We start from the raw sequence: 14,443 nt of genomic DNA, 5'->3' as shown, positions 1-14,443 counted from the left end.
GGTATAAGAGCAGTTCCCGAGCCAATGACAACTAGCAAATAGCCCGTTTAGCTACTCATAATAGATGGCCTCATAAGGAAACTCCAACTTATTCAAGCGATATTCTTTGGGTGACATGGACATATATTGCCGAAAAACTTTGCCGAAATAGCTTGGGCTCTCAAAGCCGCATTGTTGACCAATTTGGGAAATCGGAAGTTCCGTTGTGCGGAGAAGTCTAACTGCTACCTCAATGCGTCTGTCTTTGAGATAGGCGAGCGGTGATGTTTTCTCCGATCTCTGAAATAACCTGCACAAGTAGTGTTTATTGATATCGCAATGACTGGCCAGCAGATCTAACGTTAACGGAGAAGCATAATTCTCCCGGATGAACTTTTTACATTTCTCGATTGTTGTTATGGAAAGGGCACCAATATCCCTCTCCGCATCCCGACTCGTCTGCACCAAGATTAGCAACCAGCGGTAGATTTGCATAGACAAACGATACTTGTCGGTGACTTTATCCTGATGAATCAAATGGATGATTTGCCATAACTCTTGAATCAAGGGAGAATCTGCGTTTCGTCGAATGACATGTCCCTCATTATCATGGATCATATCCCAAATTCGGTTGGCTTCATCCCCGCGAATGTTAATCCATATAAATTCCCATGGTTCGTTATTCTCTTGTTTATAGTAATAGCAATGTTCTCCGGAGATTTTAACAAGTAGGGCATGTCCCTTGGGTAAAGGAATCGTTTGATTATCAATATCCAGATAACCTTGACCATTAAGTGTGTATTGAAAAACAACGTGTCCCGGGTCCGGTCTATCATCACTGGGACAACGATATTCCTCGCTCGAAACGATCTGCCATCCAATAGAGTCCAGTGTCATGATTGATGTATCGTCATTACGAAAAGCGTAAGATACCGTATGAACCATACGTGAATCTCCTTCCTGAAAAAGTCAATTATTTTATATAATACGTCACATTTTTTAGATTGTCTGTCTTTTTTTAGACCTGTAAGATAAATGTAAGCGGTAACATAAAGAGGAGGTGGCTGTAAATTGTGTCCCTATGACAACAAGCAGGGCAGGATCGAACTGTTGATTCTAAAAACGAATTTTTAGATAAGGAGGCGTAAATCGAATGATCCGAAGAACTGTTTCCATCCAGAAATCGATGTTTGTATCTTTTTTAGCACTCCTTATGGTTATTTCTCTGGCTGTTCCTCCAGCACCGATGCGTGCAGAGTCTTCTTCAAACAACATGCCGGGTCGCCAAGCAGAATACCTGAACCGGGGGTTGGTTGCGGTTCTTGTAGACAACGGTGTTTTTCTGAGCTGGAGGTATTTAAACAACGACCCAGATGATATCGCTTTCAATATATATAAAAACGGAACCAAAGTGAATACGTCGCCCATAAGCGACGTGACAAACTATGTCGACACCACGGGTTTCGACAGCTCGCAATATCAGATATCCACTGTTGTTTCAGGCAAGGAGCAGATGCAGCCGGAGGTTGTATCGGTCTGGCATAACGATTATCTGCCTATTCCGCTGGATAAACCGGCCGACGGACGGACCAAGGACGGTGGAACCTACTCCTATTATGCAGGTGATGCTTCCGTAGCTGACTTGGACGGGGATGGCGAATATGAAATCGTCTTCTTATGGAGTCCGAGTAACTCCAAGGACAATTCGCAGGCCGGTTATACGGGCAACGTCTATATCGATGCCATCAAACTGGATGGCACGAAGCTGTGGAGGATTGACCTGGGCGTAAACATCCGTGCCGGAGCGCACTACACACAGTTAATGGTGTATGACCTGGATGGCAACGGAAAGGCCGAGGTTGTTGTTAAGACAGCGGACGGCACGAAGGACGGCCAAGGCACAGTTATTGGTGACGGGACGAAGGATTATCGCAATGACGGCGGATACATACTGTCAGGGCCGGAATATCTCACGCTGTTTGACGGTGAGACTGGCGCAGCCGTATCCACGGTGAATTATGATCCGCCAAGAGGCAACGTAAGTGATTGGGGGGATGGTTATGGCAACCGTGTAGACCGTTTTCTTGGCGCCATTGCTTATCTGGACGGTACGAAACCAAGCGTCGTGATGAGTCGGGGTTACTATACCCGCACTGTGCTTGTTGCTTATGATTATGTTGGTGGAGAACTCGTCAAACGCTGGACGTTCGACACCAACGAAGCAGGATCACAATATCAAGCACAGGGCAACCACAATCTGAGTGTACTGGATGCTGACCATGACGGCAAAGACGAGATTATGTTTGGCGCCCTAGCTATAGACGATGACGGCAGCTTGATGTACAGCACCGGACTTGGACACGGTGATGCCATGCACGCCGGTCAGCTTGACCCGAATCGGGATGGCTATCAGGTCGTCAGTGTTCACGAGCATTCAGATGCGGCGTACGGACTGGAGATGCGCGATGCCTCCACAGGTGAAATCCTCTGGGGTGAGAAAACAGGTTTTGACACCGGTCGCGGGATGTCGGCGGACATCGATCCGAACTATCCGGGCTACGAATCATGGGCCACGACCGTTACCAACGGGCAAAGTGTACCTGTAACCAATACCTATTCTGCTGCAGGAAATGCGATCTACACGGTGGACGAAGGGCCCAAAACTGCCAACTTCGCCATCTGGTGGGACGGAGATCTTCAGCGGGAGCTGTTTGACCATCAGTGGGATAATAGTACCGCCAAAGGAATTCCACTCATTTACAAATGGGATTACGAAAATAAAAAGCTGAATGAAATCTTCCGGGCAACCGGTACGTTAACGAACAATCATACCAAAGGTAATCCGGCGCTTCAGGCGGACATTCTGGGCGACTGGCGTGAAGAAATTCTGCTGCGGAGCGAAGATAGCTCGGAATATCGTCTCTACACAACGACCATTCCTTCGGATTATCGCATCCCTACGCTGATGCAGGACCCTGTGTATCGACTTGGCGTAGCATGGCAAAATGTATCTTACAATCAGCCGCCTCACACCGGCTTTTATCTCGGAGCAGAAGCTACAGCATTCCCGAAAGCCGATCTGGCGCTGACCCGCGAAGCAGAAATGCCGGAGCAGGTTTACCGTTTTGATTTTGGTACAGAGACAGCGTCAGGAAGTACGGCTATACAGGACACATTATATACACAAGAGAAGGGATACGGCTTCAAGGATGCAAGCGGGGTTACCGTAGGCACAAACGAGGTTTCGGTTGTAACAGGTACGACATTCGCTGTTGACCTGCCAAATGCCAACTATAAGGTGACGCTGCGATTGGGCAGTGATGCGCATAACTCCAACGTGGGGGTCAAATCCGAATTCGTTCAGAAGCTCGCCGTAACAAATGTGACAGCGGGAGCACCGCTCGAGTATTCCTATGATGTTGCATTGGTGGATGGACAGCTTGATCTGCTCTTCACCGGTACAGCCATAGACATCCAGGATGTCATCATCGAAAGATACCCAGAGAAAACGGCTGGTGCGGCAACAACGATCTATATGGCTGGTGATTCAACCATGCAATCTTACAGTGAAGCGCAGGCTCCTCAAGAAGGATGGGGCCAGCAGTTCGGACGTTATTTCTCCAATGGGGCAGTCGTCGTGAACGATGCGATCGGTGGTCGAAGCAGCAAATCCTTCATGGTAGACGGTCGTCTCGATACGATCCTGCAGCGAATTAAGCCGGGGGACTTCTTCTTCATTTCCTTTGGACATAATGACGCCAGTGCAGGGATACCTGACCGGTATGCCTCACCGGAGGACTATAAGATCTACTTGGCTCGTTATGTAAACGGTGCCAAACAGCGCGGCGCTACCCCGGTATTACTCACTCCGGTGGGACGCCGGGATTTCAATACAGTGACTCAGGAATTCAATGTCAGCTTCCCGGCATATGTGCAGGCAGCGAAAGAAGTGGCGGAGGAACTTGAAGTGCCGCTGATTGATCTTAGCAAGTTAAGTATTGCGTACTACGACAAAATTGGTAATACAGCTACAGAAAAAGTATTCCTATATGCTAATCCGGGTGAATATCCAAAATACCCGAATGGAATCAACGATAATACTCATTTTAGCAGTTATGGTGCACAGAAAATTGCCGGTCTCGTTGCTGGTGCGGTCAAAGACATGGGGCTGAGTATCTCATCGCTGGTCATTGACCCTGATATTTCCGAACCCGAACCAGAGCCGGAAACCCAGCTCTATGAGGAGGATTTTGAAGGCGACCCTTCGGGCTACCAGTATGCGATGGTCAATGCCACGGGTATTGCAGGAACCATGGCGGGAACGGTGGTTGAACAGTCCGGGAATAAGGTACTGTCTGTCACAGGATCTGGATCAGGCAATCGGGCCAAGGTGTTCCGTCTGTTTGATGCCGTAAACGGCGATCAGGTAAAGGTAAACTTTGACTGGCAATCCGGTAATGTGAGTGCCTATCCGTCAGAAGGTCACCTCACGGTCCAGGATTCCAACGAAAATGCCCTGTTCACACTGTACACCAAAACCGGAAGTACCAAAATTCATTATTATATCGGTGCATATAATCCGGACTACGGCACAGGAGATACAGCTATACCCGAAGGGGGAACGGCTACTGAGATTTCCAAGAACCAGTGGGTCACTGTGGATGCGACCATTAATTTTGCGAAGAAAACGTTGGATCTCACATTAACAGATGTGGCGAATCCGACCGTTACACAAACAATTAAAGATATCCCTATGAGTTCCATCGCATATGCCGACAATGTCAGAGCGATTCGATTCCTCGGAACAAGAAAAGGCGGTGGAGGCACGTTGAACTGGACTACCCAGATCGACAACGTGCGGATTGAAGGCACGCAGCTTCCTTCGGATGGTGGCGATCAGACGGCATTAATCGCTCTGTACGATGAGATTAAAGCACTGGATCTGTCGGATTATACAGATGCATCAAAGGCCGTGGTGAACCGGGCTTTGACAGCAGCGGAAGCGATATTTAATACGGAAGCCACTCAGGCTCAAGTTGACCATGCGTTTAATATGTTAACTGTGGCAAAGGATTCATTGACAAGTGAACCGAGCGAAGAAATAAGTGAATACCGATTTGATTTTGGTTCCGGCGGTGCTGCCGAAGGATACATCAAGGTAGATGCCAAGAGAGCGTACATCGAAGGCAACGGTTACGGTTTTGCCGATACTGCACTGACCGAAGATGAGAACCGGGAGACCGGGGATGCGCTCAAAGAGGATTTCACACGAGTAAATGGCACCTCCTTCCTGGCGGAAATGGAGCCGGCCAATTATCGGGTAACGATGACCATCGGGGATGCAGAGGAATCAACCAGCGCAAATGTTGTTGTGGAGCAAATGACCAAGTTGCCGCTCACAACGGTTGCCAAGGGCGAATTCAAAGAAATTACGTACGATATTGCTCTGATTGATGGGGTATTTAACTTCAACTTCACCGGAAATGCACCGAAGATCAATGCGCTGAAGCTGGAGCGTCTGCCAGATCACAGCGCAAGCGATAAACCTGTTATATATTTGGCGAGCGATTCAACTGTGGCCAATTACGCGGAGAGCTACCGTCCACAAGCAGGTTGGGGCGAAACGTTGGGTGGATATTTTGATGCAAATGAAGTCAGCATTGATAACCGGGCAGTTGGCGGTTTGAGCAGCAAGACCTTCTTGGTCGGCGGATATCTCAATGATATTCTGCTCGACATTCACGAAGGCGATTATCTGTTCATGCAGTGGTCTCATAACGATTCCACACCTTCACGTCCGGAGCGTTATCTTACGCCAGAGCAGTTTAAGGTATATCTGAAAGAATACATTAACGGTGCTCTTCAAAGAGGGGCGATCCCGGTTCTGGTTACGCCAGTGAATCGTCGTGATTTTACGGGAGAAGTGCTGAACAAAAGCTTCCCGGAATACGTACAGGCGATGAAAGAAACGGCGCAGGAAACGGAGACACTCCTCATCGATCTCAATCAGGCCAGTTGGGAGCATTTTCAGAAACTTGGCACTGAAGGAACCAAATCGATATTCATGTGGGTAGGTACAACCGAAGACAACACACATTTGCAGATGAACGGTGCAATCAAGGTATCTGAACTCGTGGCACGCCTTGTCAAAGATTTAAATATCCCTTTATCTGATTTTGTCACACTGGAAGGGGAATCACCGGAACAGGAAGCCCCGCATACTAAGGCAACTGTGGAAGGGGAATCGCAGAACGACTGGTATACTTCTCCTGTACAAGTGACCTTTACAGCAACCGATGAAGACTCCGAAATCGAAGGGACCTATTATCAAATCAATGGTGGCGAAACGGTGAGTGGCACACAGTTGACCCTACCTGAAGAAGGTACACATACGATCACCTACTGGAGCGTCGATGTTGACGGTAACAAAGAGAGTGAGCAGTCTTTGTCCATATCCATTGATCTCGTACCACCAACCATTGAAATTCATGGTCAAACCGAGTACACCATTGATCAGCACGTGGAAATTGGCTATACCGCTTCCGATACGGTATCCGGTGTGGCTGAACCGAAGGGTGTGCTTCTCGACACTCCGGCGTATACACTGGAACCCGGCCTAAATCAGGTTACGGCAACCGTCTCCGATGTGGCTGGGTGGGAACAGACGGTAGAATATCGTTTTGCGGTTATTGCTACATTCGACAGCCTGATCAATCTGACCAACGCCTTTGCAGTTGATTCGATCGATCCGAATGCCGGTGTTCTTGCTGATCAGCTCACAAACACGTTACAGCAGGCCAAACAGGCAGCAAACGATCGTGAAGGAGCAAAAGCGCGTCAATTGCTTGCATCCTACGGTAATGACGTCCAATCAGCTAGAGGAACCGTATTTACAGATGAGCAGGCAAGTGTGCTAATCAAGTGGGGGGAATGGCTCCATCAGGCAACGCCACTCGCAAACGGGGCCCCTGGCACTCCGGTCTTGTCTGACAATAATGGTTATGACACGGGTCTCAAAGACGGGGACTATACCGTCACAATGAATCTGTGGTGGGGAAATAACGGCAATCAGTTCAAGCTGTATGAGAATGGTGAATTGATTAAGGAAATTTCCCTGGTGGATCAATCCCCATCTGCCCAATCTGTGCAAGTTGATATTACTGGTAAGAAAAATGGCACCTACATCTATACGGGGGAATTAATCAATGCACTGGGTACAACCATGAGTACGCCGCTGACAGTTGTTGTCACGGATGCTTCTCCGGGGCAAGCCGTTCTGTCGCATGACAACTGGGACGGTGACGGCAACTTTAATGTCACCATGAATCTATGGTGGGGAACAAACGCAACCGAATACGAACTTTACGAAAATGGTGTAAAGATTGATACACAATCGCTGCAATCTCACTCACCTGGCGCACAGTCTGCGGTTACCGCAATCTCTGAAAGGGCACCTGGAATCTATGAGTATGAAGCTGTGCTTCGTAATCCTTCGGGGGAAACCAGATCAGCCAAATTAAATGTGACGGTGCGCGAGTAACTGAGAGGTTTGAGGCATCCCATTATCCACAATGAAATAAAGTAGGTTAGGTTTATAAAAAAAGTGCTATTCCTCATCCATTCGAGGAGTAGCACTTTCTACTTATTTTGCGATAAAATTGTAAAGAGAGTCCATTTTGAGGGAAGAAGGTGCACTTTGAGCAGCAAAATCCATGAATTTATGAGTTGGGCTGAGTCAAACGGTTGGATCATAACTCAGAAATCGAATTGTCATTTAGATTTAGATGTTAGTTTCATAACTAGATACAAAGTTATTCCTGAAGAATATTTAGATTTTTTACGTGTTATGGAACGATGCATTACTCCTGATGAAAAGACATGGTTCCTTTGTGAGAGTGAATACAAAAATAGCTCAGATGCTGATTTTCAATGGAATGAATTTGAACTGCTCAGCTTGGAAGCAGCAAACGAGGACGATCAATGGAGATCAGAAATAACGACATGGTGGAATCATTATCTACCAATCATGCTTTCTGTTAACGGTGTTTATTCCTTCTATGCTATTGACTTATCCAATGAAATAGGAGCCATCGTATATGGAGAAGAACCAGAATTTGAAGAAATTAAAAAAGTGGCTAATCATCTGAATGATTTTATGGAACTCATTATGTCGAAATCGATAGCACTTTATTGAGCAAATTTTGATCCTTTTAGAGAACTTCATTTATTAATCTCTTAGATCTTACCATCCACTATGAAAGCGTTTGACATATTTGAATATCAATCTATAATGATGAAAGGAAATTGGACTTGGAGCAAGCTTCCATACACAGGAAGCTTGCTGTTTCATTTTCAGAAGGAGAATAGGTTCCCATGACTCTTAAAAAAAGAATATTTTTACTGTTCTTTCTCAGTGCGTTTATCCCTTTTATCAGCATATTTGCAATCTCTTATTATACTATTGACTCCATCTTCGCCAATAAAATTGATGATGGCATCCGTAGCAATTTACAGCAGGTCACGTCCTCATTGGACAATTCAATCACCAATATGAATCACGTTACCCAGCAATTGTCCTACAGGGGAACTTTGGGCAAAAGCATGGATGAATTCTTGAATCCGTCCTCTGATATCTTTCAATTGATTGAGGCCAGGGACGAATTAAAGAGCGAGTTAAGTGTGGTCACATTTACCAATCCCAACATCGGACTGACGCTATATTACTTTGATAAAGAAGGTACAACGCAGTTTAGCAACTTTCCAATCAAGGATCGTTTGTCTTTTGACTCTTTACCTGTGCTCTTTCAAACCTATGGCATTAAATACTATGGCCCTCATATCAGTATGAACCGATTCGATGACCAACTCGTTCTGTCCGCTATGCGAAAAGTACAACTCTCCAAGAGGGACGATGTGTACATTTACGTGGAGTCCGGCTTTCGGCTTACACAGGATATCTTGGGTTACAATCAATACAACGGCGCATTATCTCACCTCATCCTGGATGGTACAGGAAACATTGTGTACAGTGAGATACCGGAGGCCATGAAGGTCGGCGAGAATTTCTCCAGCTTAACAGCCGATCCTGCGAAGGACGGAATATCCCGAGGGTATCACTGGTTCAAGGAGGATTCCTCACAGAAATGGAGTGTCGTATCGGTCATTTCGCAGGCTCAATATCAACAGGAGAAAAACCAGTGGTTGCTTCAAATTTTGCTGGTCGCTTTATTTTTCCTCGGCTTTACCGTGTTTCTCGCTTGGCTCCTGTGGAAGATGGTATACAAACCACTCGGGCTGTTCCATTCGGAAATCGATGGGATGTCCAAGAATCCTCAAACGACCGGGAGCCGAGCTCGTACTCAGATTCCCGAATTTGATTTTCTGCTCGGTGAATTTTCGAATATGCAGCATCAGATTGGTGACCTCTTCAAGGAAGTTCAGCAGAAAGAGAAGATTCGTGCAGACCTGGAAGTGGAAAAACTGCTCTATCAGATCAACCCGCACTTTCTGATGAATACACTGGATACAGTGCACTGGTTGGCCGTCATGAATGGTCAAGGGGAGATCGACAAGCTGGTGCAATCATTGAACAAGCTGCTTTATTACAATTTGGGCAAATTAGGGCAAGTATCTACGATGGAAGAGGAGATTGATGCGTTAAGACAATATCTGATTTTGCAGCAAATTCGCTATGACTTTGAATTTGACGTCCGCATTACTGCAGATGAACAAGTGCTTCAAATTCCTGTGCCCCGCTTTATTCTGCAACCGCTGGTTGAAAATTCGTTATATCATGGATTGAGTGACGAAGGTTTTATTCAGATTGAAGTTACATGCACTGCAACGCTGAACATTATGATACAAGATAATGGTGCAGGCATGACCGAAGAAACCATTCATAATCTGCTAAACAATCGTGTAGCTGAACAACAAAAAGTAGGGATGGGCATCGGGCTCAATTACGTTCACCGCATGTTGAAGGCACAGTACGGGGACCAAGCACAACTGGTGATCGAGAGTGAATTGGGGACAGGGACAAGCATCCTGCTCGTACTGCCTATTAAAGGAGAAGATATCTCGGCATGATTAAGGTATTAATTGTAGATGATGATAAGTTGGTACGCAAAGGCATTAGCTCTGCGATGCCATGGAACGAGTTCAACATGGAGGTTGTAGGAGAGGCAAGTAACGGGGCGAAAGCACTGGATTTCCTGAAAACCCAACCGGTCGATCTGATGCTGACGGATCTTGCGATGCCCGTTATGTCAGGGATTGAACTGATGCGAGCTGCGAGGCAGCTCTATCCGGAACTTCATATCGTTGTGTTAACCCTGCATCAGGATTTCGATTATATCCAGGAAGCACTTAGACTCGGAGCCATTGACTATATAGCCAAAGTCCAGCTGGAGAAAGAACAATTCGAGCATGTTTTGCAACGGATACATACCCGAATCAACGGGTTGACGAACACGATCAGAAAGATGCCTTCGCAGAATGAAATCAACGTCCATTATCAACATGTGTATGCACTGGTTTCACAGGATCGCAAATCAGAGCCTAAGTGGCCAATGGAGATAACTGCACATGAAGATGAGATTAGGTGGGAGGTTGAGCGTAATAGCTGCATGTGGGCTGTTCGTCCATCGGAAGAGGATCAACTCTTTCATCAATTGAAAGAATTGTTGCATCAAGATGCCCATAGTACGTTGTTGGTTTTGTCTGATGTACAAGAGCGCACATGGTCACAGATCAAAAACTGGATTATGAATTATACAGATACGTCATTTTTCTATGCGTACAACCCCAATAACCAAGTCATTACCGTTTCGATGAATGAGGACAACACAAGTTTAAAAGAACCGCAGGATGAAGATATCGATCGAATTAAGCAAAGTTGGTTCCAGACACCATGGACCCACAGCGACAGTTACTACAACCAACTCATTGACCAGTTTATATCATTACGATTACATAAAGGTCAGTTGATGGGATTGCTGTACTCGATCGTTATGGAATGGAACCACCTTTTTGCCCAAACTACGCTTGGAAGAATCGCCATGATTCATTCTTTTGAGTCCTGGTACGAGGTTGAAGCATGGATCAAGCAGACAGCTGCAAGCATTCAAAAAGCAGATGCCCAGACTTCCTATTCGCAGGAAATCATCGATGCCGTTAAGAAAGCAGTGAGGATCGTACAAAATGATATGGAACACGCCTATACAGCTTCAGGTCTGTCGCAACAACTCAACATCAGCCGAAGTTATTTCAGTCAATGTTTCAAAGATCTGATGGGTAGAACCTTTAATGAGTACTCCCGATATATCCGGGTAGAGAAGTCCAAAGAGTATTTGCTCAATACAAATAATACGATTTTCTGGATTGCGGAGCGAGTGGGGTATACGGATGAAAAGTATTTCAGCCGCATTTTCCGCGAACTGACAGGTCTGCTGCCGAGCGAATATCGGCAGCTGGGTAGAGGAAATAAATAGCCGACAGCCTCCTGTTTTAGGAGCTGCCGGCTTTTGTTTTTGATTAAAAGTCAGGGTGGTTAGACGAATGTAGATCCGTAAGTAGGGTAAATGCTCACAAGTTAACCATACTTCATAATGCGGACTGAAAAATTGTAATCATATCTCTATCCAAACGGACGTGTAATCCCTATCACGATGGGGCTTCACTCCATTTTATAATGAAAGCGCAAACACAAATATTAAACATCAGAAAAAGGGGAATCGAACTAGATGAGAACAAAATGGTCCATGAAAAGCAATCGGTTGACAAAACGTCTGGCCGTGCTGTCCATGTCTGCCTTAATGGTTGCTGCCCTGGCGGCATGTGGAGACTCTTCCACTCCTCCTACTGCAGAAGAAGCAGGCAAATATGAGGTAACGCCTGGAGATCCGTTCAGTGCCTATAAAGACGAAATTACCGTCACCATGGGACGAGTAACCACAGCCAATCCGAAACTGCCGAGTGGTGATACCTATGAGAATAACGCGTATACTCGGCTGGTCAAAGACACGTTTAACGCTCAGATTTCAGATCAATTTGAAGCCAATGGCGAAGATTATAGCCGTCAGGTTTCGCTCGCCATCGCATCCGGGGAATTGCCAGACATGATGCGTGTTGATTCCAAAGATGAATTAAAAGAGCTGGTGGATAATGATCTGATTGAGGATCTGACAACCATATATGATCAATATGCTACGGATAATATCAAGCAGATATACGATTCCTATGATGGCCGTGCATTAGAAAATGCGACGATTGACGGACGTTTAATGGGACTTCCGGCGACTTCTCTGGATTCTGCACCCACGATGGTTTGGGTTCGTCAGGATTGGTTGGATCTGCTCGGGATTCAACTTGATGCAGACGGAGACGGTGCCATCTCGCTCGATGAAGTAGAGAAAACGGCACAGGAATTCCTGGAAAGAGACCCTGGCCAATCCGGAAACCCGGTAGGTATCCCCTTTGTGAACACGATGAATACAACAGATTACAATGGCTCTGCATATACGATGCTGGGTGTGGCCTCAACCGAAGGAGCCTTCCCGCAATATTGGATGAATGGTGAAGACGGCAAAATCGTGTATGGTTCCACGACAGAAGCAACGAAGAAGATGCTCGGTATCATGGCGGATTGGTTCAAGAATGGGATCATTGACCCGCAATTTGGAACCCGCACGTTTGACGATATTACCGCACTCTACGCCAATGGCCAAAGCGGTATTGCTTTTGGACCGTGGCATATCCCTGACTGGGGACTGATCAGTGCCAAACAGATGGATAAAAATGCGAAATTCTCGGCTTATACGCTGGAGGACGCAAGTGGCAAAGTTAACGTGGCGCATGCCAATCCATCCAATCAGTTTATCGTGGTGAGAAAGGGATATGAACACCCTGAACTGGCCGTTAAGATTCTTAACCTGTTCTACGATAAACTGGCCAATGATAAAGATGCCGCTACAACCATGCCGGAAGCTGCCAAGTACCAGGAGACCGGGGTAGACGGATCTACGAGACCTTTTAATATCGAAGTCAACTCGGCTACATCGCTGCTGGATGATTACTCTGACGTTGTTCGTGGGATCAAAGGTGAGATTGGTTTGGATGAGGTTCGAACAACCGAATCGAAAAACAATATCGGCAGCATCAAAACTTATTTGAGCGACATGGATACGGATGATGTGACTGCTTGGTCCAAATATCATTCACGGATCAACGGTGTTGGACTAATCGACAAACTGACACAGGAAAAGAAATTCGAATGGATGACACCTGCTTTCTCTGGAACCACAGCAAGCATGAAACAGACGTGGGCCAATCTGACGAAGCTCGAACAGGAATCGTTTATCAAAATTATAACGGGTTCAGAACCTTTGGATTACTTCGATACATTCGTGAATAACTGGAAAAAACAAGGCGGTGATCAAGTCATTCAGGAAATTGAGGACGAGATCGCATCCAAACAATAACATCTATGAACAGTAGCGGGGCTGCGATACGCAGCCTTTCTTCAACGAAAGGGGTTCATTCATGAAACAGGGAAATATGAAAGCGAGAGGCCGGCTTGGCCCAGGTGCCATGTACCATATGATGATGCTGCCAGGCATTTTGTTTTTGCTGGTATTCAGCTATGTTCCAATGGTCGGCATCATTACGGCTTTTCAGGACTATATACCGGCCAAAGGCATGTTTGGCTCTGAATTTGTAGGGCTGAAACATTTTACTTATATGTTCAAGCTGCCGGATATCGCGCAAGTCGTCAGCAATACGTTGGTGATAGCGATTGGCAAGATTTTGCTTGGAACGATGATGGCCATCATTTTTTCCGTGTTGTTAAATGAAATTCGTGTCAAATACGTTAAAAAATCGGTGCAGACGATCGTTTATCTACCGCACTTTCTATCCTGGGTTGTACTGGCATCGGTCGTTGTCAACATGTTCAGTTTGGATGGCATTGTGAATCAAATGCTCGCGTTCTTTGGCCTGGAAAATATTAATTTTCTTGGCAGCAACACCTGGTTCCAGCCACTGATTATCGGTACAGATGTATGGAAAGAGTTTGGTTACAGTTCCATCGTCTATTTGGCTGCGATCACGTCGATTGATCCCGGTCTGTATGAAGCGGCAGGTATGGATGGAGCCAGTTGGTGGAGAAAAGTATGGCATATCACCTTACCAGGCATGCTGCCTATTATTCTGCTCATGGGCGTAATGAGCCTGACCAACATTTTGAGCGCCGGTTTCGATCAAGTTTATAATCTGTATAATCCGGTTGTCTATGAGTCGGGCGATATTCTGGACACCTATGTCTATCGAATTGGTCTCGTTGGGCGACAGTATAGCTTCGGTACGGCTGTTGGCTTGTTTAAGTCCGTAATCGGTATTGTTTTGCTGATGTCTGCCAACCAGTTGGCCAAAAAATATACGGATCGAAAAATATTCTAAGGAGGCCAAA

7 protein-coding genes are annotated in these 14,443 nt (G+C 46.1%); 6 read left to right on the top strand and 1 reads right to left on the bottom strand.

The features are described from left to right. Window positions 1–51 precede the first annotated feature (51 nt). Window positions 52–924: a helix-turn-helix transcriptional regulator gene (locus ACX9NY_RS08160; protein ID WP_339255308.1), complete on the bottom strand. Its 873-nt coding sequence runs from the start codon at window positions 922–924 to the stop codon at window positions 52–54. A 208-nt stretch (window positions 925–1,132) separates the two neighbouring features. On the opposite strand from ACX9NY_RS08160, the gene ACX9NY_RS08155 reads away from it, so the two are divergent. The 6 genes from ACX9NY_RS08155 (at window position 1,133) to ACX9NY_RS08130 (ending at window position 14,433) form a co-directional block, all read left to right on the top strand. After that, the gene (locus ACX9NY_RS08155) at window positions 1,133–7,519 is read left to right on the top strand and encodes a rhamnogalacturonan lyase family protein (protein ID WP_472478021.1); all 6,387 of its coding nucleotides are present in this window, start codon (window positions 1,133–1,135) and stop codon (window positions 7,517–7,519) included. 156 nt (window positions 7,520–7,675) lie between these two features. Then, window positions 7,676–8,173 (top strand): SMI1/KNR4 family protein, encoded by a 498-nt coding sequence (locus ACX9NY_RS08150; protein ID WP_472478019.1) that lies wholly within the window; start codon window positions 7,676–7,678, stop codon window positions 8,171–8,173. 179 nt (window positions 8,174–8,352) lie between these two features. After that, the gene (locus tag ACX9NY_RS08145) at window positions 8,353–10,065 is read left to right on the top strand and encodes a sensor histidine kinase (protein WP_339233611.1); all 1,713 of its coding nucleotides are present in this window, start codon (window positions 8,353–8,355) and stop codon (window positions 10,063–10,065) included. Further along, window positions 10,062–11,468: a response regulator gene (locus ACX9NY_RS08140; RefSeq protein WP_342569944.1), complete on the top strand. Its 1,407-nt coding sequence runs from the start codon at window positions 10,062–10,064 to the stop codon at window positions 11,466–11,468. The genes ACX9NY_RS08145 and ACX9NY_RS08140 overlap by 4 nt, the downstream gene beginning before the upstream one ends. Window positions 11,469–11,720: 252 nt before the next feature. Continuing rightward, window positions 11,721–13,457: an extracellular solute-binding protein gene (locus tag ACX9NY_RS08135; RefSeq protein WP_339233616.1), complete on the top strand. Its 1,737-nt coding sequence runs from the start codon at window positions 11,721–11,723 to the stop codon at window positions 13,455–13,457. A gap of 61 nt (window positions 13,458–13,518) precedes the next feature. Then, complete coding sequence (locus ACX9NY_RS08130; protein WP_339233618.1) at window positions 13,519–14,433, top strand: ABC transporter permease; 915 nt, start codon at window positions 13,519–13,521, stop codon at window positions 14,431–14,433. The last annotated feature ends 10 nt before the right edge of the window (window positions 14,434–14,443 follow it).

The organism is Paenibacillus sp. CB74, from assembly GCF_055687625.1.
The sequence above is the reverse complement of the archived record's forward strand: the minus strand, read 5'-3'. Positions and strand labels throughout refer to the sequence as shown.

Coding starts and splice junctions, on each gene's coding strand:
- ACX9NY_RS08130 (WP_339233618.1), top strand. CDS start 13,519: ATGAAACAGGGAAATATGAAAGCGAGAGGCCGGCTTGGCCCAGGTGCC.
- ACX9NY_RS08145 (WP_339233611.1), top strand. CDS start 8,353: ATGACTCTTAAAAAAAGAATATTTTTACTGTTCTTTCTCAGTGCGTTT.
- ACX9NY_RS08155 (WP_472478021.1), top strand. CDS start 1,133: ATGATCCGAAGAACTGTTTCCATCCAGAAATCGATGTTTGTATCTTTT.
- ACX9NY_RS08135 (WP_339233616.1), top strand. CDS start 11,721: ATGAGAACAAAATGGTCCATGAAAAGCAATCGGTTGACAAAACGTCTG.
- ACX9NY_RS08140 (WP_342569944.1), top strand. CDS start 10,062: ATGATTAAGGTATTAATTGTAGATGATGATAAGTTGGTACGCAAAGGC.
- ACX9NY_RS08160 (WP_339255308.1), bottom strand. CDS start 924: ATGGTTCATACGGTATCTTACGCTTTTCGTAATGACGATACATCAATC.